Origin of the sequence: Maribacter sp. 6B07 (genome assembly GCF_002700155.1) — a bacterium.
GTDB classification, from domain to species: Bacteria; Bacteroidota; Bacteroidia; order Flavobacteriales; family Flavobacteriaceae; genus Maribacter; species Maribacter dokdonensis.
In genome coordinates this window covers 1,614,020-1,637,794 of sequence record NZ_PDUT01000001.1, presented here as the reverse complement: position 1 = coordinate 1,637,794, position 23,775 = coordinate 1,614,020, and the positions used below count along the sequence as shown (strand labels likewise).

The 23,775-nt window shown below is 37.7% G+C and carries 19 protein-coding genes; 6 read left to right on the top strand and 13 right to left on the bottom strand.

Annotated elements, in window-relative coordinates:
- Positions 1-62 precede the first annotated feature (62 nt).
- The 11 genes from CSC80_RS06795 to cobA all read right to left on the bottom strand — a co-directional run bounded on the left by CSC80_RS06795 (position 63) and on the right by cobA (position 15,096).
- Positions 63-1,499, bottom strand: a complete 1,437-nt coding sequence (locus tag CSC80_RS06795) for a rubredoxin (protein WP_099190641.1) — start codon at positions 1,497-1,499, stop codon at positions 63-65.
- A 12-nt stretch (positions 1,500-1,511) separates the two neighbouring features.
- Entirely contained in the window at positions 1,512-5,042 is a 3,531-nt protein-coding gene (locus CSC80_RS06790) for a nitrate reductase (protein WP_099190639.1), read from the bottom strand.
- A gap of 267 nt (positions 5,043-5,309) precedes the next feature.
- Positions 5,310-5,984, bottom strand: coding sequence for a response regulator transcription factor (locus CSC80_RS06785; RefSeq protein ID WP_099190637.1), 675 nt, complete (start codon positions 5,982-5,984; stop codon positions 5,310-5,312).
- Positions 5,985-6,095: 111 nt separating this feature from the next.
- Positions 6,096-7,376: an alginate export family protein gene (locus tag CSC80_RS06780; RefSeq protein ID WP_099190635.1), complete on the bottom strand. Its 1,281-nt coding sequence runs from the start codon at positions 7,374-7,376 to the stop codon at positions 6,096-6,098.
- A 35-nt stretch (positions 7,377-7,411) separates the two neighbouring features.
- Positions 7,412-8,236, bottom strand: coding sequence for an ABC transporter ATP-binding protein (locus CSC80_RS06775; protein ID WP_058104638.1), 825 nt, complete (start codon positions 8,234-8,236; stop codon positions 7,412-7,414).
- Between the two features lie 11 nt (positions 8,237-8,247).
- A complete protein-coding gene (locus CSC80_RS06770; RefSeq protein ID WP_058104637.1) occupies positions 8,248-9,087 on the bottom strand; it encodes an ABC transporter ATP-binding protein in 840 nt (279 codons plus the stop codon).
- Positions 9,088-9,104: 17 nt separating this feature from the next.
- Entirely contained in the window at positions 9,105-10,205 is a 1,101-nt protein-coding gene (locus tag CSC80_RS06765; protein ID WP_058104636.1) for an ABC transporter permease, read from the bottom strand.
- A 33-nt stretch (positions 10,206-10,238) separates the two neighbouring features.
- Positions 10,239-11,627 (bottom strand): CmpA/NrtA family ABC transporter substrate-binding protein, encoded by a 1,389-nt coding sequence (locus CSC80_RS06760; RefSeq protein WP_099191448.1) that lies wholly within the window; start codon positions 11,625-11,627, stop codon positions 10,239-10,241.
- 250 nt (positions 11,628-11,877) lie between these two features.
- Positions 11,878-12,636, bottom strand: coding sequence for a Crp/Fnr family transcriptional regulator (locus CSC80_RS06755; RefSeq protein ID WP_091608086.1), 759 nt, complete (start codon positions 12,634-12,636; stop codon positions 11,878-11,880).
- A 12-nt stretch (positions 12,637-12,648) separates the two neighbouring features.
- The gene (locus tag CSC80_RS06750) at positions 12,649-14,076 is read right to left on the bottom strand and encodes an MFS transporter (protein WP_099190633.1); all 1,428 of its coding nucleotides are present in this window, start codon (positions 14,074-14,076) and stop codon (positions 12,649-12,651) included.
- Between the two features lie 246 nt (positions 14,077-14,322).
- Entirely contained in the window at positions 14,323-15,096 is a 774-nt protein-coding gene (gene cobA / locus CSC80_RS06745) for a uroporphyrinogen-III C-methyltransferase (protein WP_343224340.1), read from the bottom strand.
- A gap of 123 nt (positions 15,097-15,219) precedes the next feature.
- Between cobA and nirB the strand changes: the two genes are divergently transcribed.
- The 5 genes from nirB (at position 15,220) to CSC80_RS06720 (ending at position 21,264) form a co-directional block, all read left to right on the top strand.
- Positions 15,220-17,736 carry a nitrite reductase large subunit NirB gene (gene nirB / locus CSC80_RS06740; protein WP_099191447.1) on the top strand — a complete coding sequence of 839 codons (2,517 nt, stop codon included), beginning with the start codon at positions 15,220-15,222 and terminating at the stop codon, positions 17,734-17,736.
- Positions 17,737-17,827: 91 nt separating this feature from the next.
- On the top strand, positions 17,828-18,208 hold the full coding sequence (gene nirD, locus CSC80_RS06735; RefSeq protein WP_058104632.1) for a nitrite reductase small subunit NirD: 381 nt from the start codon (positions 17,828-17,830) through the stop codon (positions 18,206-18,208).
- 21 nt (positions 18,209-18,229) lie between these two features.
- The gene (locus tag CSC80_RS06730) at positions 18,230-18,820 is read left to right on the top strand and encodes a DUF4202 domain-containing protein (protein WP_099190629.1); all 591 of its coding nucleotides are present in this window, start codon (positions 18,230-18,232) and stop codon (positions 18,818-18,820) included.
- Positions 18,821-18,842: 22 nt separating this feature from the next.
- Positions 18,843-20,693 carry an ATP-binding protein gene (locus tag CSC80_RS06725; protein WP_099190627.1) on the top strand — a complete coding sequence of 617 codons (1,851 nt, stop codon included), beginning with the start codon at positions 18,843-18,845 and terminating at the stop codon, positions 20,691-20,693.
- Positions 20,680-21,264 carry a bifunctional precorrin-2 dehydrogenase/sirohydrochlorin ferrochelatase gene (locus CSC80_RS06720; RefSeq protein WP_099190625.1) on the top strand — a complete coding sequence of 195 codons (585 nt, stop codon included), beginning with the start codon at positions 20,680-20,682 and terminating at the stop codon, positions 21,262-21,264. Before CSC80_RS06725 ends, CSC80_RS06720 begins: the two co-directional genes overlap by 14 nt.
- Positions 21,265-21,266: 2 nt before the next feature.
- On the opposite strand, the gene CSC80_RS06715 is transcribed toward CSC80_RS06720, so the two are convergent.
- The gene (locus CSC80_RS06715) at positions 21,267-21,821 is read right to left on the bottom strand and encodes a hypothetical protein (protein WP_058104628.1); all 555 of its coding nucleotides are present in this window, start codon (positions 21,819-21,821) and stop codon (positions 21,267-21,269) included.
- A 191-nt stretch (positions 21,822-22,012) separates the two neighbouring features.
- Between CSC80_RS06715 and CSC80_RS06710 the strand changes: the two genes are divergently transcribed.
- Positions 22,013-23,065, top strand: a complete 1,053-nt coding sequence (locus CSC80_RS06710; protein WP_099190623.1) for an aminoglycoside phosphotransferase family protein — start codon at positions 22,013-22,015, stop codon at positions 23,063-23,065.
- On the opposite strand, the gene CSC80_RS06705 is transcribed toward CSC80_RS06710, so the two are convergent.
- Positions 23,046-23,771 (bottom strand): TVP38/TMEM64 family protein, encoded by a 726-nt coding sequence (locus CSC80_RS06705; RefSeq protein WP_099190621.1) that lies wholly within the window; start codon positions 23,769-23,771, stop codon positions 23,046-23,048. The two genes, CSC80_RS06710 and CSC80_RS06705, sit on opposite strands and share 20 nt — an antisense overlap.
- Between the last annotated feature and the right edge of the window lie 4 nt (positions 23,772-23,775).

Below are 23,775 nucleotides of genomic sequence, written 5' to 3'. Positions count from 1 at the left end.
ACCTCCATTAAATATACACTAACTTATTGAATATAGGGCAACTAGAAAACCATATAGTGTTATTAGCCCATTTGTATCATGGCTTCCTTAAACTTTGATTTAGGAGCGGAGCAGACCGGGCACTCATATGCCTCACTTATATCTTGAAATTTTGTGCCTGCAACTACATTGAAATCTTCATCTCCAAAAGATTCATCATATACCGTAAAGCAATCTTGACATTGATATAACTGCTGTTTAGTTTCAACCACCTCAACATCTGTAGTTTTTTCCAAATCGTCAACTTGCCCTAGTTGGTCAAAATACATCTTACTCAACTCCATTAACAGACCGGGCAGTTCTATTTTATCAATATCCTGGGCGTAGGTAATATACTTTTGACTATTGGGATCAAAATGTTCAAAATGTAGCACATTGTACGTTGGGCGAACTTCAAACTCTTTAACAATGGTGGGCAAGCTGTTCTTTTCAATAATCACCGAGGCAAAGTGCGAACGCTTACCCACTTCATTGCTTATACCAAAAGTAAGACCGTAGGTACTAATATCATTTTGATCAAAACTTCTGACCAAATATTTTTTAAGCTCAAGGGCTTCACCGTCATCAATTGGTACGTGCCAATTCATCTCTAACTGAGAGTGCCTAACATTAATTCCCCTTTTGCCCAAAAACCTTTCAAGTTCTGGTCTACTTGATTTTTTAATTCCTTTAACCACAAAAGATTTCCAGGGTGTAATACAGATTTTACCAATACTGTTATCTAAACAAAAACCACAGAATGCCTTTAAAAACGATAGGTCATATTTATTATTTCTCCAGTACAGTCCCAACCAATAAAGATCGGTACCCAACCGGTTCATACCCTCATAGTACGGGAAGGTCTGAAAAGCAACCTTTAATTCCTTTTCCATGGTTTTATTGTTCGTCTCCAAGTTTTTGTTCATTACAAAGAACAACTCATCTATATCTGAAATGTCTTCATGAATTTCCTCTATTTGCTTTGAAATGGAATTTATATCCCAACTATAGATCAAAACCGGATAAAAAGCAGATGATTTCCAGTGTGGAAGTTTAATGTTTAAATACCAATAATCTTCTTGATCAGATGCTATAAAATTGAGATTGCCACTAAAAATAGGCACTAGCCTTTGTTTAGGATCGGTAATATTGATTTTGAGTTTTGGTAAAAAATCAAAACCTTCTAAAATATATAAATACGTAGATCCCTTTAACCAATGGGTCATGTCAAAAATATCTGCAGATACGTAAGAGCTTACAATATTCTGATACGATCTATTGGCAATGATATCAGTATTGAATTTTGAAATACTTTCCAATTGCTCTTCTTTGGCATCTTTCAACGGAAATAAAATATCTTGTCTAGAACCAAAGTTTACACTGGTAAGACCGGCAGACTCTAGCATGGTAATTATATCCTTTAATTCACCCGGGGAAGTAACCCCTCCCTTGATCAATATTCTATGCAGATCATCGTTCATAATGTCCTATTTTTAATTAGCCAATACCAGCTGTTTTTGTAATAACTCCTTTATCTCTGGCTTACAGCTACCACAGCCCAAACCTGCACCCGTTTCTGAGCATAATTTGTTGAACTCGGAGCATCCGCCATTAATGGCATCAATAACATTGCCCTCGCCCACTTGACTACAGGAACAGACTAATTTACCCTTTAATGGCACTGAAGTGGAAGCGCCACGCAACAGCTCATCCCGCTTTTCAGAGAGTTCAATTTCCTCTTCTATGAGCCTTTTAAATTCTGCAAATTCATTTTTATCGCCCATTAAAATGGCACCTTTAAGCGTGTCGTCTTTTACGATACATTTCTTATAGAAGCGCTTGCTGACATCCATTAGAATAATTTCTTCATACGATGGATCCCCTAACGGTGAGTTGACCATGCCAATGCTGCAGAGATCTAAATTTTCGAACTTTAAAATATTCATTAAAACAGACCCGTTGTAAATACTGCTGAAATCGCCAAGAATAAAATTTGCCGCAATATCAGCTTGTTGTTCAGCTGCCGACGTAATTCCGAACAACGAATTTTTGTATTCCGCTATTTCCCCGAGTGCAAAAATAGAAGGGTCGCTACTTTGTAAGTATGAATTTACAACGACTCCCCTACGGGTATGAACCCCAGTCTGTTTTGCCAATTCTATATTGGGCCTAGTACCAATGGCATACACAATGGCATTACATTGAATGGTTCTACCTGTTTTTAGATTTACTAAAAGACTATGTTTTTGGCCCTTATCCTCAAAAACGGTACTTACCTCATTATCAAAATAGAGGTTTATGCCACGTTCCATCACATCTTCCGCCAATAGCCTACTTGCAACACTATCCAATTGACGTTCCATTAAACGCGGTGCCCTTTGAATAATGCTAATGTTGATGTTGATCTTTTTCAATGCCGCTGCAAGCTCCAAACCTAAAAGTCCGCCACCTACAATGACCACATTCTGATCTTTTGCCTTTAGACCGGTTTCCGCTAAATATTTTCTAAGCTTATCGGCATCGCCTCTTTCACGCATGGTAAAGCGACCAGGTAATTTTATTTGAACATCACTAGGGATAAATGCCCTACTACCCGTTGCCATAATAAGCAGATCATAAGAATGCACATTACCCAAAGAATCTAAAATCGTCTTTTCATCTGCATTGATATTGTCAATACAAATACCGGAATGCAAGGTGACATCTAACTTTTGCAACTCACCTTCCTTCAATTTTTCCAAAGCTTCCCAAGAAAGTTCATCACTAACATATTCCGGTAGTAGAACCCTATTATAAAAAGGGTCTTTTTCCTTTGAAAACACATGAAGTTCATCTTCTGTATTTTTTTCTCTGTAAGATTGTATGAAACGATATGCAGCGGCACCGGCACCTACGACTACTACCTTCTGCTTCTCTTTGACAAATTTGGAGACCTCAACCGCACAGTATTTAAAATCCGGCTCTTTAGATATTGGGTCTACCAAATCGTTGGTCAGGTTATTTGCCCTTCCAAAATCATTGTTCAATACTTTACCCCAATGCATTGGTAAAAAAACTACCGATTCTCTAATATCATAATTGAGCTGTACCTTCACCTGTACTTGCCCACGTCTGCTTTTGACCACTGCAATATCTCCATCCTTAATTTTTCTTAAGTAGGCATCAACAGCATTCATTTCTAAATAAGGTTGTGGAATATGGGTCAATAACCTCTTAACCTTACCGGTCTTGGTACGGGTATGCCATTGATCGCGAACCCTACCTGAATTTAATATTAATGGATATTCGTTATCCGTTTCCTCTGACTTGTTATAAAGTGTTGATGGGGCATTAAAATGTGCTTTTTTATCATTGGTAAAGAACTTACGATCTGTAAATAATCTAGGTGTCCCCTTATGTGTTTTGTGCGGTACGGGCCATTGAAAACTTCCCTCATTGATCAACCTTTCATAATATAGACCAGATATATCTATTTCCGTGCCTTTGGTAAGCAAACAATGCTCATCATAGACCTCACTACTATTTGCATAATCAAATCCTGTATAGCCCATTGCTTGTGCAAAACGCCAAATAATCTCTGCATCTGGTAAGGCCTCTCCTGGCGCATCTATTACTTTTGGCAGATAACTAATTCTTCTTTCAGAATTGGTCATGGTACCTTCTTTTTCTAACCAACCTGCGGCAGGTAGCAAGAGATCGGCAAATTTAGTTGTCTCCGAGTTATGTGATATGTCTTGTACCACCACGAATTTTGCCTTTTTCAATGCTCTTTCTACCTTTTTTACATTGGGCATACTAACTGCAGGATTGGTACAGATGATCCAAATGGCCTTTAGTTTTCCTTCATCCAAGGCATCGAACATTTCTGTAGCGGTATACCCTGGTTCTGCCTGAATTTCTCCGCCTCCCCAAAAGTCGGACACTTCTTTTCTATGCTTAGGGTTGCCCAAGTTTTTATGGGCTGCCAATAAACTGGCCATACCACCAACTTCTCTACCCCCCATGGCATTTGGTTGCCCTGTCAATGAAAACGGACCAGAACCAGGTTTTCCTATTTGACCTGTTAATAACGATAGGTTTAATAACGAGACATTTTTAGCAACACCTATAACACTTTGGTTCAGCCCCATGGTCCACATACTAATGAACTTTTTGGCATTGCCAATATACTCTGCCGCTTTACGTATATCCGCTACTGGAATACCACATTTTTTAGCCGCCTCTTTGAGCGTTAGTGTATAAGCCATTTCTTTACACGCTTCAAAATTTGCAGTGTGTTTTTTAATAAAGGCGACATCTATTTTTCTTTTATCTATTAATCTACGCGCAATGGCATTAAATAAAATTACATCGGTACCCGGTAAAATCTGCAAATGTAAATCTGCCCCTGCACAGGTTTGGGTTTTTCTAGGATCTACGACAATTACTTTAACCTGTGGATTTTCTTCTTTATGCTTTTCCAACCTTCTATATAAAATAGGATGGCACCAAGCCGGATTTGCTCCTGCTATTAAAAAACAATCTGCCAATTCTATATCCTCATAACAAATTGGAACGGAGTCTTCCCCTAAAGTTTTCTTATAACCTACTACGGCAGAACTCATGCACAGTCTAGAATTGGTATCTATATTATTTGTGCCTATAAAACCTTTGGTTAATTTGTTTATTAGATAGTATTCTTCTGTTAAGCATTGACCTGATACATAAAAACCTACACTATCTGGACCATGTTTGGCAATGATGCTCTTAAAAACCGCCGCAGCACGTTCAAAGGCGGTATCCCATGAAATACGCTGTAATGGGTGATTGCGGCTCCACTTCATCTCTGGATATAAAATTCTATCTGTAGTGTCTTGCGCTACGTAATTTAGATTACGTCCTTTGGTACAGAGCATACCCTTATTTGAAGGATAATCAGGGTTACCATCTACACTTATTGTTCCTTTTGCATCAACATCTACCAACATACCACAGCCTACACCGCAATAAGAACATATTGTTTTATGAGTTTTAGTACTATTCATTTTACCAGAGATAAAGAATGGTTTAGAAGTATACTGCAAATTATAAAAAGTACGTATAAATACGTACTTTTTTATGATAAATGTTTTGCCTAAAAACTAGTGATTCAAAATTAAAATGGAGAAATACTGAGAATAAGTCAAAGAATAGCATTCTAGAGCTAATACCCGTTAAAGTATTAAACCTCAGCTCTATTTGAAAAAATGTGGTTTATAATATCCGTTTTAGGCTATAGCTCTCTAATGTAGCACAATACAAACGATATTAAATTAAATTAAATTATACTTCTGCGATTTTTTAGAAAGGTCAATGAGGTTTTTCACATCCATCTTACGCATTAAATTAAAACGATGCGTTTCAATAGTACGCTTACTATTCTGAAGCTTTTCGGAAATTTGCTGATTGGTTAAGCCAGAGAGTACCAACTCTAACACTTTTAATTCTTTATTGGTGAGGTCAAAAACATTTTCACCAGTCTTTTTTGGTGTTTCTTCTTTTTTTATAATCTCATTTTTACCGCCCAAAAGATTGTTTACCAATACATTACTAATATCTCCGCTAAAATATTTACCACCTTCCCTAACGGTATGTATAGCTTTAATGAACTCTGATTTATCAGTATCTTTCAATAAATAACCATTGGCTCCAGAGCTAATGGATTTCAAGATATACTCTTCAGAATCATGCATTGACAAGATTATAGTTTTCACCGAAGATTTGCTTTGCGTCAATTCGGCAACGGCATCAATACCGTTCATAACGGGCATTCTAATATCAATGATCAAAATATCGGGATTTACTTCCCCTACCAAATCAATGGCCTCTTTACCGTTAGACGCTTCACCGATCACTTGTAGATCAGACTCTGTTTCCAATAAAGAACGTATACCGTCCCTTACCAAAGCGTGATCATCTGCCAATACTATTCTTGTTATTTCACTCAAAATATAGGTAATTATACGTATGCCGCTAAATTACATATAATTTTAAAAAAATACGGTCTATACAAAAAGTGCTGTATAGACCGTATAACCAAACTAATTTAAATACAAATACTATTCTTTTTTGGTGTTCAAAAATTGAGGCTTTATGGTTAACTGTACCCATGCCCAATTTTGGCTACTGGCAGCTAGTTCTTCTGTAATTCCCTTAAGTTCATACATACCATCTGCAGCGAACATTTGAGAGTACCCGATTGCCAAACCGTAGCCTTTGAATTTTTTCGCAAATACCAAATCAATTTCAGTACCCAATGATTTCTCGCCACTTGGTAATTCTTGCTCGCCATTAAAGTTCAACACCTTTACCAATAGGCTAGACTGCTTGCCTAAATCGAATTTTGCACTCGCATGAATATCAAAAAGACCTACAGAATTGGCATGGTTACCCACGTAGAAATAATCCATAAGTCCGTTGAACTTATGGTTGGTACCGTACAATGGAAAAAATGCTTCCGTTTTGTCCGTAGTATCCGTTTTATTACCACTGATTACTTCTGTACCAATACCCAAAGCTACTTTATCACTTGCTTTATAACCCAATTCCAAACCTAATAAATAGGCACTAGATTTTACTTCGTTTTGTCTTTCTCCCGTCTGTAAAAACAAATTGGCATTAGCATTGAACTTTCCTTGCTTAAAATTTAAGTGTGTACCTATTGTTTGCAAATTGCTTACACCGTCTGCAGCGTCCGTATCATCAAAATTTTGAAAGCCATTGTTCAGGGCTAACAAACTTGCCGAAAAACCATCCCATTGTTGTTTTGCATATACATATTGCATGGTCTTATAGGTAAAAAATCCTGCTGTATTATATGCCGTACCTACAGACTGAAAACCTGTTGGGTTGTCAAAATCTTGACTAAAGGCCAAACCTATGTCCAAGATAAATTTATCTTTCTTGTACTTTAATAGTCCGGCATCATGGTTTCTTCCTTGCTGTGCCCAATCTAACCCGCCAAATATTCGTTGGTCATCATAAGATATCACTTGACGGCCCAATTTAGTAGACCAACCCTTTCCTAAATTAATATTCGCCCACGCTTCAAATACGGCAAAAGAATCGTTTTGATCATCTGGTAGAATTTGTCTGTTCTCACCCCAAACCATTACATCTTGTAGGCTTAGATAAAACTGATATGCCTCAGATTCATACTTGGCATTTAAACGAGCACGTGTAGAAATGGCGAATCCGGCATCTGCCGCATCTGGTATTAAACTACCAAAGCCATGTCTGTATTCCGTTCTTGGTCTAAACTGACCATCTAGTGTAAATTGTGCATATATGGCGTTAGCCGTTAGTAATAATAGGGTGATGATTAAGTATTGTTTTTTCATAATCTTTCTAATTAAAATTTTGAGTTAGTTAATGGTTAGTGTTCAAGAAAATCTATTAAGTGTTTTCTGTAGGTATAATAATCGTCGCTTTCCAATACGGATTTGCGAGTTCGTGGCCGTTCAAAGTCAATGGAGAGTATATCCCCAATTTTTGCCCTAGGCCCACTGGTCATCATAATAACACGATCAGCTAAAAAAATGGCCTCATCCACATCATGGGTAATCATGACCGCCGTAATTTTCTCCTTGTTCCAAATTTCTATGAGAATATCTTGCAATTCCCCCCTGGTCAACGAGTCTAGCATTCCAAAAGGTTCATCTAACAACAATACTTTTGGTTTAATGGCAAAGGCTCTTGCAATACCTACACGTTGTTGCATGCCTTGAGATAGTTCTGATGCTTTTTTATGAAAGGCATTCTCAAGACCTACTTTGTGCAAATAGTATTTGGCAATGTCTTCTCGCTGTCCTTTAGTGGCTTGAGGAAAAACCTGGTTGACCCCTAACAAGACATTCTGAAGTGCGGTCATCCAAGGCATTAAGCTCGGAGATTGAAAAATAACCCCCCTATCTGGACCCGGACCTTTTACCGGATTTCCCAGAACTGAAATATTACCGCCAGAGATAGGATTAAGACCTGCTATCATGGAAAGCATGGTTGTTTTACCACATCCTGAATGTCCAATAATGGTTACGAATTCTTCTTTTAAGATCTGTAAATTCAAATCTTCAAGAACTACGTAGTCCCCTTTTGGCGTAGGGTACACTTTTTTTAAGTCGGCCAAATCTAGCATTACCTTGGATGGGTAGATAATGCCGTTCTCTGAATATACTTCGTTAGATTGTTCTATTGTATTCATTTTCCAATTCTTTAAGCGACAAAACTTTTTGGTGTAAGCTCTGGCAATTTATATTCTACATTAGATACCGTTTTTCTCTCTTCCCCTATATCCATTAGATATTCTATAATGGCATTTCTGGTTTTCTTGTAAACAGGATTGTCATTCATGGCCGTTTTATCCCTTGGCCTTTCTATATCTATTTTAAACTCCGGACCCAAAGTTGCATTTGGTCCCGGCTTAAGAGGTATTATTCTATCTGCCATGTAAATACCTTCATCAACATCATTGGTAATCAATAATGCCGTACGCTTGTCCTGGCTCCAAATATTCAAGATCTCATCTTGCAGATTACCTCTGGTCAAAGCATCTAAAGCCCCTAAAGGTTCGTCCATAATGATCATCTCAGGGTTCATGGCCAAGGCACGTGCAACCGCCACCCTTTGGCGCATTCCTCCAGAAAGCTCTTTAGGTCTTTTATTGATTGCGGGACTAAGACTTACCATAGCCACATACTCCTTTACCCTTTTCATTAAATCTGCTTTGCTTTCTTTTGGAAAAGCTTCTTTTACCGCCATGTAAATATTTTGCCCAACAGTTAACCATGGTAATAGCGAATAGTTTTGAAAAATAACTCCACGTTCATGGCTGGTATCGGTTACGGGTTTACCTTTAAAAAGTACTTCGCCGCTTGTTGGCTGCAATAAACCGTTGATTAAATTTACCAAGGTGGTCTTACCGCTACCCGTAAACCCTACAATGGCAACAAATTCTCCTTCATCCATGGTAAGGTTAATGTTTGACAGAACTTCTGTACTTCCATCTCCTTCACCATAGGTTTTGTATATATTATTTAGTTCTAAGTATGCCATGCTCTTCTTTTTATAAATTATGCCATCTCGTTTTTGTTGAAAGAAACCATGTTCTGTACGGTCAACATTAACCTATCCAATAAAAACCCAATGATACCTATGACAAACATGGCCACAATGATTTTTGAATTGGAGTCGTTGGCACCATTCTGGAATTCTTCCCATACGAAAAGACCTAAACCTTGACTTTGTGCAAGCAATTCAATGGCGATCAAAACCATCCAAGCAACAGAAAGGGTAATTCTTAGACCTGTAAAAATTAAGGGTAACGATGATGGCAGTATTACTTTGAAAACTTTTTGAAACGTGCCTAATTTCAATACCTTGGCTACATTGATATAATCTTTATCTACAGATGATACCCCCATTGCCGTATTGACCAAAGTTGCCCACATGGCACATAACCCAACACTGATAAAAGAAATTACAAAGGCATTATCTGAACTATCGCCTATGTACAACGTTTTTACGATCATAAAAACCAATAAGTACCATACTACGGGCGATACTGGTTTAAAAACTTGGATAAACCAGTTGAACGCACTACGTAAAGATGGACTAAGACCTATTATGATACCTATGGGCACAGCAATCAACAATGCCAATAGAAAACCTGCAAATACCGTTTTAATACTAGTAAGTACTATATCTATAAATGACGCCCTGCCCGTATAAACAATAGGATCTTTGCCCTGAGCAATTAATTTTTCATTGGTAGCCGACAATTTTTCCGCAAAGGCAGCCTTGTCCGCTTTTATAACTTGGTGATCTGCGACCAAAGATTTTAAAGATGCCCAAACCTGTGTAGGTGATGGTAGGGTGTTGGGTTGGCAACTACTGTCACCCGACTCTATACAAGCTCGCTCTGCCGCTGCAGCTTCTTCACCCCGTTCTTGCAACGCTTTTTCTACCTTGTAATCTGCCTCTTTGTTGTAGAGGGCTTTAGATCCCATATGCCATAAACCTATAAACAATAAGATGGATAGAAGTGTTATCCCAGCATTCTTCATAGATTTTATAATGCCATCCTTTTTTACACTTGGTGTAAGTTTTAAAAGTACCTGCTTAAAACTTGCAGACATGCTTTTTTCGTTTTTTAAGACCATTTCTTGCTCCATAATAATTTGTTTAAAGTCAATGAATAAATGTGCTTACTTTTTGTCTTTGTTACCTATAGAAAAACTATTGATATACCCAATTGGATCTTTGGCATCATAGGTGGTACCGTCTATAAAATCTGCCGTAGGGGCTTTGTATCCATCTGTTGCAGGTATATCCGTTGCAGGTATTTGACCTTCGGCAACCAAAAGATCCGCAGCCTTTTTCCAAATGTCAGGTCTGTAGATATCCTTAATAGTACTAGCGTACCAGTCTGTAGTTTTAGCTTCTGGAATTTGTCCCCATCTACGCATTTGAGTTAAGAACCAAATACCATCAGAATAGAAAGGGTATGTTGCGTTGTACTTATAGAATACATTGAAATCTGGCATTTCGCGCTTGTCTCCTTTTTCGAATTCAAAAGTACCGGTCATAGAATTTGCCAATACTTCTTTTGGTGCACCTACATATTGAGACATAGAAAGAATCTCAACCGCTTCTGCTCTATTAGAAGGCTCATCTAACCATTTACCCGCTCTGATCAATGCTTTTGTAACCGCAATTGCCGTGTTAGGGTTCTGCTCTACAAACTGCTTGGTCATTACAAATACTTTCTCAGGATTATTCTTCCAAATGTCATAGTTGGTAGTAACCGGAACACCAATACCTTTAAATACCGCTTGTTGATTCCATGGCTCACCTACACAGTATCCGTAAATAGTACCGGACTCCAATGTAGCAGGCATTTGTGGCGGTGGAGTAACAGAAAGTAAAACCTCGGCATCTATTTGCCCTTGTACATTATCCGCAGTATACATACCTGGGTGAATACCTGCTGCAGCCAACCAATAACGCAATTCGTAATTATGGGTAGATACCGGGAAAACCATTCCCATTTTAAAAGGTTTCCCTTCATTTTTATAAGAGGTAATTACAGGTTTTAATGCATCGGCCTTAATAGGATGAATTGGCTTACCATCTGAATCTGCAGGTACATTTGGTTTCATTTTTGACCAAACATCATTAGATACCGTAATTCCATTTCCATTTAAATCCATAGAGAACGGAGTAACCAATTCTGCTTGTCTACCAAAACCTGCGCCTGCAGCAATTGGCTGGCCCGCCAACATATGCGAACCATCTAACTGACCGTCAATAACACGATCCAATACATTTTTCCAATTAGATTGTGCTTCTACCGAAACAAAAAGTCCTTCCTCTTCAAAAAAGCCCTTTTCTTTTGCAATGGCCAATGGTGCCATATCGGTCAATTTTATAAAACCAAAAGTTAACTGTGGCTTTTCAATATCCAGCATTTTTGTTTTTGAGGTTACAGCTTCTTCAGTAACCGCTTCGGTTTTCTTACTTTTTGTATCTCCACAAGCGGTAAACACCAAAGCGAGGGAAAGGGTTAAAATAGATGAAGTAAAAATGTTTTTCATAATCATATCATTTAGTTTTCTACGTATTAATACTTATTGAAGCAAATATATACGTATCCTATACTTTTGTTAATGCTATTAGGTATGTTTAAACCTCTTTTTACACCATATAATTAACCCTGTAAAACACATATCCTTTACTGCGAAAAAGCAGTTTTTATCCAATAACAACCTATTTATCAGCAGTATATAAATACTGAGAACATTGAGAATAACTACGTAAGTATGTGTGATTAGATAGTACGTACTATTAACTATCCAAATAGAAATTGTGCTCTGAGATTTCTTTTTTAAGCAATGCTATATCAGCAATACCAATTCTTTTGCCTTTGGTAATCAATAAGCCCTCTTTTTTAAGAATAGATAACATTCTTATGACCTGCTCCTCGGTAGTACCCGCATAATCTGCATATTCTCTCCTGCTTAATAAAAGTGAAGAATACCCATTTACCTGTCCAAATTTGCGGTCAATATATAATAGTGTGTCTATAACCCGTTCACGAACCGTCATTTGAGATAAGGATTTTACCCTTATTTCACTACGATTAAGTTCATTGGCATAAAACAACATAAAATCATACGTAAGACCAGGTGTTTCCCTTAATGATTCTTGAAGTAACTCTTTTGAGAAATAACATAAGGTGCAATCTACCAAAGCAATGGCACTAATTGGATAAGTCTCTTCTGTGCCAAAACCTCTATGCCCAATGATTTCACCTGGAGATGCAAAACGAACAATTTGTTCTTTACCATGTAGACCGGTCCTTAAAACTTTGACCTTACCACTTAAAAGAAAGAAGAGTCCGGTTACCGAAGCTCCTTCCATAATAAATTGCTGTCCTTTTTTACACTTTATTTCTTTTCTTGCCTTTACAAGTTTGCCAATACTAGAAGTATGAATGTTCTTTTGAATAAGACAATTTTCATTGGAGCATAATCCACAGGCACTATCTAGCAGCTCCGATGAATCGGAAATACGCGTTGATATATGATTAGCACCTGCTCGCATAACTAAATGAATTTAGATACTACTTGGCGATAAATTGATAACGGACTTATCTGCCTTTTGTAATTCTTCCTTAACTAGTTTTTCATCTTCGGCGGAGAATTTAATGGCCAGCGTAACAAGTGCCGTAACTATAACAAAGCCACCTATAAGTAAATACCCACTTGAAACAGCCCCCGATGCCGCAGCAGATTGAGCGGCCTTCATTGCTTCTTCACCTAAATTAGCGTTAGCTGCCAAGGCATTGGTTTCTGCCATAGCGGATTTTGATTTTAATAATAATGCCGCCAAAAAAGCACCTACATTACCACCTGCACCAACAATACCAGAGATAGAACCAATAGCTTTTTTATTTATAAAAGGCACTACCGAAAACGTTGCCCCTTCTGCCATTTGTACCGTTAAACTAAAGGCAATTAAAAATATAATTCCCATGGCAAAGCTTGTTGCCATTGAAAAAACGGAGAGCATAACTCCTTCTAAAGCCAATATGACCGTTAAGAAAAGTACCCTACCGCGCAAGCCTTTTAATCTACCGAAACGGTCTCCGAAAAAGCCGCCCAAGGTTCGGGCAAATATATTCATCAGGGCAAAAGAAAGGACTAAATTACCCGCAGTGGACCTGGTTAACCCAAAGGTGTTTTGCAAGTAATCATCCATGGTACCATACACCGTAAGTTCCATTCCAAAAGATGCTGCGTATACAATGAAAAGAATCCACACCCTATAATCTTTTAAAACACTTAAAAACGATTCCTCATCTTTTTTTAGCTTCGGCATTTTACCTGCCTCCTTTAATTCCTTAAAATTACCTTCTGGTGTGTCTTGGGTAAAGAAATAATATACAAGCCCCATTAGCATGGCAATGATACCTGCAATGATCATTGAATATCTCCATGCAATTTCATCGGCAACCCCAAAGCTTACCACTGCAGCAGCAATTAATGGCATACCTAAACGGTTGGCACCACCACCCAAATTACCCCATCCGGCAGAAGTTGCATTTGCGGTACCAACAATATTGGGTGCAAACATGATAGATGTATGAAACTGGGTGATTACGAATGAAGCACCTATAAAACCAATAAACAATCTGCAAATTAAAAATTGAAGCGGCGTTTGCACAAAACCGATAAGGATTACAGGAATGGCACCTAGTATCAATAAATAGGTATAACATAACCTAGGACCATATTTATCACAAAGCTTTCCTATTAATAGTCTAGCGAAAACGGTTCCTGTAACCGCCAATATAATTGAGTTCCATTTTTGATCGGGAGTCAACCCTAAATCTTTAACAACATCCGGCATGAAGGGCACAATACCGAACCATGCAAAAAAGCAAATGAAAAATGCAATTGAAGTTATCCAAAAAGTACGAATGGGTAAACTCTTTATATTCGTTAAATTTAAGGTGGTGGACTTTTTAGATTGATTTTCCATAATATAGCAGATTGCGTTATTGAATGCATACAAACCTACTATAAATAATACGTAATTATACGTAGTTTTTAATATAATTTTAAATTACTACGTATTTTTGAGGAATTAAGGAAATGAGCCTGTTACAATTATTCGATTCTAAATTAAATGCTCAAAAAAATTGAAATAGTGTAATTTCTGCCACTAAAATGCCTTGCCGTTTACCTTTTATTAGACTACTATAAAGGTGAAATCTCCTTTATTTGATTAAATAGCATGGTGTAGAATACGCTGTACTTCTTCTTCAAAAAATGATGGATGATCAGCTACCACGTCTCCAATGACAATAATGCCCGGTTTGGTAACATCAACCTCCCCTATACTATTGTTCAATGTATCTAAAGTAGCTACATAACATTTTTCATGTTGGGTAGTTCCGTTTTGAATTACCGCAATAGGCGTCATTGAACCCCTATATTTACTAACTTCTTTCACTATTTCATTAAGTTTTCTAATGCCCATTAAAACAACCATAGTGGCAGAAGATTTTGCTGCATATTGCAAATCTTGCGAAAACGTACCATCTCTTTTTGTTGCCGTCATTACCCAAAAACTACTACTTATTCCTCTTTTGGTCATCGGTATACCTTGACTAGATGGTACAGCTATAGCACTGGAAATTCCAGGAACTACACTAACAGGTATGCCAAATGACTCTACATATTCTATTTCCTCATTTGCCCTGCCAAATACAAAAGGATCGCCACCTTTTAAACGTACCACATGACCGTATTCAAAGGCATATTTTACTATTAATTCATTGATTTCATCTTGGGAATGCGAATGTTGACCACATCTTTTACCCGTAAATATCTTAGGTATATCAGTACGTATTTCAGATAATAAATCATCACTGATCAATGCATCGTACAAAATAATATCGGCTTGGTTCAAAACCTTCAAACCCCTTACAGTTATTAGGTCTTTAGCTCCTGGACCCGCACCTACTAAACTTACTTTTGCCGTTTTTTCTAATTCCATCTTCATAGTATTTAGCATTATTAATTATCGATTCTTCAACAAGAATACGTAATTATTTTCATAAAATCAGTATTTATATACGTATTTATACGTAATATTGCTAAGTAGCTAAACAATATGGGTATGAAAACAATAATTGTTGTCGGTAACGGAATGGTAGGATACAAATTCTGTGAAAAATTTGCCGCAAGGGAAGAAAGCAAACATTTTAAACTAATTGTTTTTGGTGAAGAACCACGCGCAGCATATGATAGGGTTCACTTAAGCGAATTCTTTGAAAATAGAGATGCCAAAGCTCTAGAAATGTCGCCCTTGGAATGGTACGCGGATAATGATATAGAATTAGTGGTCAATGAAAGGGTCACCGATATCCACAGAAGTAAAAAGACCATTACTACCGCCAGTGAAAAAGAATTTAAATATGACTACCTGGTATTGGCTACGGGTTCTGCTCCATTTGTTCCTCCAATACAAGGCGTAGAGAAAAAAGGTGTCTTTGTTTATAGAACCATAGAAGACCTAGAGGCAATGCTAGCATATGCCGAAGAAATTAAAAAAACTAAACCTAACAGTAAAGCGGCTATTCTTGGTGGCGGACTACTTGGCCTAGAGGCAGGAAAAGCTGTCATGGACATGGGGCTAGAACCGCATGTGGTTGAATTTGCTCCAAAATTAATGCCTAGACAACTAGATTCCAGAAGTAGTAACGTACTACAATTAACATTAGAATCCATAGGTATTGCCATACATACAGGAAAAGCTACCAATAGTATTATGGGTAACGGCGCCATAACGGGTATGGACTTTGGCGAAGATGATAAACTAGATGTAGATATGTTGGTCATTTCCGCCGGTATACGTCCAAGAGATGAATTGGGCAAAACCTGTAATCTAGAAATGGGCGTTCGTGGCGGTATTGTGGTCAACGATAAAATGCAAACCTCTGACCCAACTATATTTGCCATTGGTGAAGTAGCGTTATACAACCAAATGATCTACGGTTTAGTGGCTCCGGGCTATGAAATGGCCGAGGTGGCCGTAAATCAAATTCTTGAGCAAAACGAGGTTGTCATGAAACCGGAAATAGATATGTCTACCAAACTGAAATTAATAGGTGTTGATGTTGCCAGTTTCGGTATTCCTTACATGCCTGCGGAAAAAGGACTTTCCATTATCTACGAGAACAAAACAAAGGGTATCTATAAAAGAATAAACGTAAGCCATGACGGTAAAACCCTTTTAGGGGGAATAATGGTGGGCGATGCAGAAGATTATAGCATTTTACACCAAATGTATTTGAACAATATGCCACTGCCCGATAACGCTGAAGAACTGATCGTTGGTTCTAGAGGTGAAGGCGGCTCTGCTTTTGGTAGTGCCATGGACCTGCCCGATACCGCAGTTATTTGTTCTTGTGAAGCGGTTACCAAAGGCCAAGTTTGCTGTTCTGTATTAGAAGATAGCAATGAAACCATGAAAGATGTAGCCAAAGCCACAAAGGCAACAACAGGTTGTGGCGGGTGTAAACCTATGGTGGCAGATTTAATCAAGGAGAGCTTAAAGACCTTAGGGAAAACGGTAAAAGAGCGCTTGTGCGAACATTTTGATTATTCTCGCCAAGAGCTTTTTGATCTTGCTAAATTAAAGGGAATTACTGATTATGATACCCTATTAGATGAAGTAGGTACCGGGCATGGTTGCGAGGTATGTAAGCCGGCAGTTGCCGCAATATTTGCTAGTCTATATAATGAAACCGCCAACAGGCAAGAAACCATACAGGATAGTAATGACCGTTATTTGGCCAATATACAACGTAACGGTACCTACTCTGTTGTACCAAGGGTTGCTGGCGGAGAGATTACACCTAAACAATTAATGGCCATTGGAAGAATAGCTCAAAAATATGACCTCTACACCAAAATTACCGGTGGCCAGCGCATAGATATGTTTGGAGCAAAACTGCACGAATTACCTCCTATTTGGGAAGAATTGATTGCCGAAGGATTTGAAACGGGCCAAGCTTATGGAAAATCTTTACGTACGGTAAAAAGTTGTGTGGGATCTACATGGTGTCGCTATGGTATGGATGAAAGCGTAAGTTTTGCTATTGAAATAGAACACCGATACAAAGGCATACGATCTCCTCATAAATTTAAAGGTGGTGTTTCGGGTTGTATTCGTGAATGTGCAGAAGCAAGGGGCAAAGACTTCGGATTCATTGCCGTTGAAGGTGGTTGGAACGTTTATGTAGGTGGTAATGGTGGTGCTACGCCTAAACATGCCCTTTTACTTGCTGAAAAAGTTGACAAGGAAACCGCCATCAAATACGTAGATCGTTTTATAATGTTCTACATAAAAACAGCACAACCTTTACAAAGAACCGCACCTTGGTTAGAGAAATTAGAAGGTGGTATTACCTATTTACAAAACGTTGTTATCAACGACTCTTTGGGCATTGTTGATGAATTGGATGCTGAAATGCAAGCCTTGGTAGATTCTTATGTATGTGAATGGAAAGAAGCGGTAGAAACTCCAGAAATAAGAGAGCGCTATACACACTTTGTAAATTCTGAAGAAACGGATAACAATATTGAATTTGTGTCTTTAAGAGAACAAAAAATGCCAAAGGAGTGGGCGTAACGGTTGATGGTTGACAGGTGTTGGTTATTTATAAACCATTATTGCAATCATCTAAGTGTAGAAAATTATTAAAAATCAAAAAAACGAAATTATGTCTTTATCTGTTTTGAATACGTATGCAAGTGTAGCTGCCAGTGATGTTAAGGTTTGGTTCAAGGCCGCGCCAATTTCCAAATTTCCTAAGAATGGCGGAGCTTGTATAAAATATAAGGACAAACAGATCGCCGTATTCAATTTTACAAGAGAAGGTACTTGGTACGCCTGCCAAAATCTTTGTCCTCATAAAATGGAAATGGTACTTTCAAGAGGTATGATCGGTGAAGAAAATATGGAAGCTAAAGTGGCCTGCCCACTTCACAAGAATACATTTTCCTTAAAAACCGGAGAAAATTTAAACGGGACTTTAGATCCCATTGCTACATATCCTGTAAAAATAGAGTCGGACTTTGTGTATGTTGGCTTTTCTGAATAGCTTTGAGTAAATAAAAGACTTATGGCGACCACAGATAAATTACTACTAGCATTTCAACAATTTGACGAAGCCAATAAGCAAGATCCAAATACCGAAGTTTTTGAAGATACTACCTACCCAAAAGAAGTATTGTACGGTATACGCATGACAGAAAGACTAAATGCCTTTGACCCCAATGCATCTGAAGCATTACGCCTAACCGCAAGATGTCAACATATCTGTAGATGGGAAATTCCTAGGGAGTCTTACGAGATGAACCGTGAAGGGTATTTGAGATGGAGACAAGAATTAAAAAAGTTCCATGCCACAAAAGCCGCTTCTATTTTAGAAGATATAGGCTATGACAAGGAAACCATTGACAATGTCAAATTTCTTTTACAAAAAAAACAACTAAAGAAAAACGAAGAAACCCAAACTTTGGAAGATGTTATTTGTTTGGTCTTTTTAGAGTTCTATTTTGAACCCTTTGCCCATAAACACCCAGAGGACAAAACTATTGATATTCTTCAAAAAACATGGAGAAAAATGTCAACCAAGGGTCAAGAAGCAGCTCTAAAACTTCCCCTTTCTAAATTCTCTTTAGACTTAATTACCAAGGCCCTAAACGCCTAATTTAATATACGATTGCTTTTTTATGGACCATAACGAGCGTAACATACCATTGGACACCGCTACGTTTATACGTATACGTAAATGGTATCTATTGGCATTGGCAGCTATTGCGCTTACGGTAATTATTGCCCAAGTACTTATTCAACTACATTTAAAGGCACAATCTGGCGATTCTCAACTTATAAACATTGCCGGTAGGCAACGTGCCTTTAGTCAAAAATTGACTAAAGAGACTTTGCTATTAAAAGCACTGAACAACCCTGAGGAGAAAAAATTAGTGCTTTCAGAAATTGCAAAAACCCTAGAAATTTGGAAAGTTTCCCATATGGGCCTTCACTTAGGTGATGCCTCCTTTAACCTACCTTATGAAGATGACCCCAAAGTACAATCATTGTTCAAAAAACTTGATCCGCATCATAATGCCATGGTCAATGCCATAGAACATGTATTATTCACCCATCAACAAAATATTAATGCACCGGTAGAGCAAGCAGATTTAGACACCTTATTAAATAATGAGCGGCAGTTTTTAAACCTCATGGACCAAATTGTTAATGAGTATGATGCACGTAGTAACGAACAGCTTCAAAAATTAAAACGAAAAGAATATTGGCTACTTGCTTTTTCGCTACTGATTCTTCTGCTCGAAATCTTTGTTATTTTCAGGCCCTTATCCATCCAAATTAAAAATACCATTGGCCATTTAATAGGAAAAGATGCGGAATCTAAAAATCAGCTCGAAAAAATACAAAGCCTATATGACGAAAAAGAACGCTCGCTAAAAGAACTACAAGAGCTTAATTTCGTAATTGACAATGCCGCGTTGTTTGCCAGTATACGTAAAGATGGTAGCATTGTATTCATCAGTAAAAAATTTCTTGACCTATTAGGGCACACCAACACCCCGGTAAACAAGCCGATTTCAGAAATTCTAACGGTAGAAGAGGGTCAGCAATCGTATCTAAAAGAGGTTCTAAAAATCAACAGAAAAAATATCATTAGAAAAGAGGAGTTGCAGGTAGTGACCACTAAAGGCGCAACCATATGGTTAGACATGTCTATTGTTCCCATGCACCATTCTACTCTAGAACAGGATATTTTAATTCTATGTTCAGATATCACAGAACGAAAAGAAAACCAGCTAAAAGTACAAGAATTGACCCAGCAGAATTTTGAGGAGCGTATGCAACAGAAAAAACTGCAGGCAAGTCAAATCGTAGAGGGACAAGAAGAAGAACGCAAACGTATTGCAAAAGATATTCATGATGGTATTGGACAAATGTTGACCGCTCTAAAGTTCAATATTGAGTCCATTGATACTGAGGATAAGACCAAGACAAAAGAAAAAATCGCCTATTTAAAGGCACTGACATCAGATTTAATTAAAGGGGTGAGAACCGCTACTTTTAACCTTACCCCACCAGAACTTGGTGATCATGGTATTTTTCCCGCATTACAGAAAATGACTGCCGAACTGTCTAAATTGACCGGTAAGACCATTCTCTTCAAAAATAAGACAGATGCCAACATTAGATTTGATTCTTTGGCAGAAACCAACATTTATAGAGTAACACAAGAAGCGGTGAACAATGCTATAAAGTATGCCGAATCTAATTATATTTTGGTTACTTTAAATTACTCTTATCCTATATTAAGTGTGGTTATTGATGATGATGGAAAAGGTTTTGATGACACTTTATTGGCTCAATTGCCAAAGAACAATAGTGAGGGTGGCATGGGGCTTTTCTTTATGAAAGAACGTATAGATTATATCAACGGACGCCTTTTTATAAATTCAGAAATAGGTAGGGGCACACGTGTTACTATCAATTACAAAACAGAAGAAAACAAAATTTCATATGGAACGGAATGAGCTATATCCCATATTTTTAAAAGTATCTAACCTGCATATCTTAATAATTGGTGGGGGCAATGTGGCTCTAGAGAAACTCACTTTTCTTCTAAAGTCTAGCCCTAATGCACAAGTAGAAATGGTGGCACCTATGTTTAGGGACGAAACCATTGAACTTGCCAATAAATTCAATATTAAGATGCATAATGCTACTTACGATGCATCATTTTTAAAAGGAAAACACATTGCCATTGCCACTACCGATAACGTACCAGTAAATGAACAGGTATATCATGATTGTAGAGAAAGGCAAATTTTAGTGAATGTCGCGGACAACCCACCATACTGTGATTTTTACATGGGCGGTATTGTTACCAAAGGGAATGTGAAAGTAGCGATTTCAACAAACGGTAAATCCCCAACCACGGCCAAAAGGCTACGACAGTTTTTTGAAGATGTTATACCGGAAAATATTGATGACCTGGTTAGAAACCTCAACGAATTTAGAAAAACCATAAAGGGCGATTTTGAAGAAAAAGTTGAAACCTTAAATGAATTTACCAAAGGGCTGGTCAACAAAAAAGAGAAGTAAAATTACTTCTCTAAACTTGCGTGATCCTGATCATGGCTACAACTGTAATGTGCATTATCCGCAGCGTAAACAGAAGCATCTGCAGACTCTTGCGCCTCTTTTATTAAGCGTTGCGCAATGCGCATATGATATTGTAAATTTCCTAGGTTACGCGCTTTTGCGGCACTCTTTACATTTTCAAAAGCTTCTGCAGAAAAGTCTCTCGTATCTATAGCATGCTTTTCAGCATCTATGGTATAGCTAATGGCTTCTGCCAAACCGCAACTTTCAGAATCGTATTGCGCTTCAGATGCTAAAATTACGGCCTCATCCGCAGCGTTCACCGCTTGTCCCATTAAAAGCATTACAGTTTTAGTGTTCTTTCTTGCTTTGGTCAAAGAAGCATCAAAAGCGGCAATTTCCGCAGAAGTACTCAGCGAATCTGAAAGCTGACTCACTTGCTGCATATAATGCTGTACATCGCTAATTTCACTCTTAAAAACTTCACATTGGGCGTGTACATAGGTAGAAGTAATACATAATACAGCCACCTTTAAACAGGTTTTAATCTTGTTCATTCTTGGGGGAATTATAATTGGTTATGATACTAACTACTTTATTTTCAAAATCGTATTATTATTAGGCCAACTGCATAAATTAAAGAATATTCTTACTAAATATTCGCGACTCATCATCAAACAAGTATATTTATTATACCGCAAAAGCCCCTTTTTCTATACCTTTAAATGCTTAAACTTGTTTCATATAAATGACTTCGGCATCTATCAAAAAAATACTGGTTGAATTCAACCTCAACGGTAATTCTACCCAGTGGACACCGCTTAATAACGGACTTATCAATGACACTTATTTAGTAAAAGGGGTTAATGGTGAGCAGTATATCCTTCAGAAAATCAACACACAGGTATTTAAAAATACCGGTATTTTAATGGCAAATATTCAATTTACATTGCCCATTCTAAATGCTGATGACTATGAACAAATAACTTTTCTAAAAACGAGAAGCGACAAAAATTATCTTGTTCAAAACGATGAGTTTTGGCGAATGATGACCTTTATTCCCAACAGTACTACGTATAATACCACTACCCACCCAACTACCGCATTTGAGGCAGGTCGTATTATTGGTAAGTTTCATCAACTGTTACAACATATTGATACAACTCTTATTGAAGACACGCTGCCAAATTTTCATAAGCTGTCTCACAGAAAAGATGAGTTTGAACAAGCCTTGCAAAATGCTACCAAAGAAAAGCTTAATGTTGCCGATAAAGCTATCAAAAAAGCACAGCATTTTATAACCGAGCTTGCCCATTTAAATACAGGTAGCCTACCCACTAGAGTTTGCCATAATGATACAAAGCTTAATAATATTCTCTTCTCAAAAACTTCTGAAAAAGCATTGTGCCTAATTGATTTGGACACTATTATGCAGGGATTTTTCTTTTATGATTTTGGTGATGCCATTAGAACCATTGTCAATACTGCTGCCGAAGATGAGCAAGATCATAGCTTAATTACATTTAACGAAGCATTGTTTACTTCATTTGTAGACGGCCTGGCATCTAACGGACCCATTTTATCATCAGCCGAAAAGGAAAGTCTTCCGCTTGGTGCTGTATTTATGCCCTTTATTCATGGCTTACGGGCGTTGACCGACTATTTGAACAACAATACATATTACAAAGTCAGCTACGAAAATCAGAATTTAGACCGTTGTCTTAGTCTCTTTAATTTTGCGGAAAAAGTACTAGACCGTAAACACTATATGGCTAGGTACATTAAGAATGCTCTTGGCTAAGTTTCTTGCTTTTTGGTTTCTTCTTTTTATCATACCAAACGTAAGCTATAAAAAACAGCAAGCTCACTAATGAACCCCATAGCAACCCCATTTTTAAGTTGTCTATATTTTTACCAAAAACGGCTATGAATATGGTCAATGGCAATATACCTGCCAACGTTGCCCCCATGAACCTCCAGTACCCCATACTTAGAACTCCACCAACAAAACTTATGGCATCATTTGACAAAAAGGGATTCAACCTGGTAATAATTACGGCCCAAAACCCATAGTCATCTAAAAATGATGCTACTTTTTTTTCAGATTTCTTTCCTATAATTTTCTTCACGAATGCATCGCCAAAATAACTACCTATAAGGTAACCTACCGTAGAAGCGGCAAATACGGAAACAATGATGATTACACTGCCCCAAACGGGACCATATGCCAATACCGAAACAACCATTAGCAAAATACTGGGCACTACCAAAAGAAAGAGTTGGGCTACCATGGCCAACACCAGTACTACCGGACCAAACCATCCAAAACCAGATACCCATTGCTGAATGCGCTCTTCATTATCACTTGTTAAAACAGACCATGCTTCATTTAAAAAATCTTGTACACTGGGCACTACAAAATAAGCTATTACCAACGCCACCAAAATACCTATAGAGATATATAATGGCAGCTTACTTTTAGATGTATCGGCTTCTTTGTTTGGCATATAA

Bases quoted from the DNA above. Each gene is read 5' to 3' on its own strand.
- CSC80_RS06795 (WP_099190641.1), bottom strand. From the start codon at position 1,499: ATGAACGATGATCTGCATAGAATATTGATCAAGGGAGGGGTTACTTCC.
- CSC80_RS06790 (WP_099190639.1), bottom strand. From the start codon at position 5,042: ATGAATAGTACTAAAACTCATAAAACAATATGTTCTTATTGCGGTGTA.
- CSC80_RS06780 (WP_099190635.1), bottom strand. From the start codon at position 7,376: ATGAAAAAACAATACTTAATCATCACCCTATTATTACTAACGGCTAAC.
- CSC80_RS06775 (WP_058104638.1), bottom strand. From the start codon at position 8,236: ATGAATACAATAGAACAATCTAACGAAGTATATTCAGAGAACGGCATT.
- CSC80_RS06770 (WP_058104637.1), bottom strand. From the start codon at position 9,087: ATGGCATACTTAGAACTAAATAATATATACAAAACCTATGGTGAAGGA.
- CSC80_RS06765 (WP_058104636.1), bottom strand. From the start codon at position 10,205: ATGGAGCAAGAAATGGTCTTAAAAAACGAAAAAAGCATGTCTGCAAGT.
- CSC80_RS06760 (WP_099191448.1), bottom strand. From the start codon at position 11,627: ATGAAAAACATTTTTACTTCATCTATTTTAACCCTTTCCCTCGCTTTG.
- CSC80_RS06755 (WP_091608086.1), bottom strand. From the start codon at position 12,636: ATGCGAGCAGGTGCTAATCATATATCAACGCGTATTTCCGATTCATCG.
- CSC80_RS06750 (WP_099190633.1), bottom strand. From the start codon at position 14,076: ATGGAAAATCAATCTAAAAAGTCCACCACCTTAAATTTAACGAATATA.
- cobA (WP_343224340.1), bottom strand. From the start codon at position 15,096: ATGGAATTAGAAAAAACGGCAAAAGTAAGTTTAGTAGGTGCGGGTCCA.
- nirB (WP_099191447.1), top strand. From the start codon at position 15,220: ATGAAAACAATAATTGTTGTCGGTAACGGAATGGTAGGATACAAATTC.
- nirD (WP_058104632.1), top strand. From the start codon at position 17,828: ATGTCTTTATCTGTTTTGAATACGTATGCAAGTGTAGCTGCCAGTGAT.
- CSC80_RS06730 (WP_099190629.1), top strand. From the start codon at position 18,230: ATGGCGACCACAGATAAATTACTACTAGCATTTCAACAATTTGACGAA.
- CSC80_RS06725 (WP_099190627.1), top strand. From the start codon at position 18,843: ATGGACCATAACGAGCGTAACATACCATTGGACACCGCTACGTTTATA.
- CSC80_RS06720 (WP_099190625.1), top strand. From the start codon at position 20,680: ATGGAACGGAATGAGCTATATCCCATATTTTTAAAAGTATCTAACCTG.
- CSC80_RS06715 (WP_058104628.1), bottom strand. From the start codon at position 21,821: ATGAACAAGATTAAAACCTGTTTAAAGGTGGCTGTATTATGTATTACT.
- CSC80_RS06710 (WP_099190623.1), top strand. From the start codon at position 22,013: ATGACTTCGGCATCTATCAAAAAAATACTGGTTGAATTCAACCTCAAC.
- CSC80_RS06705 (WP_099190621.1), bottom strand. From the start codon at position 23,771: ATGCCAAACAAAGAAGCCGATACATCTAAAAGTAAGCTGCCATTATAT.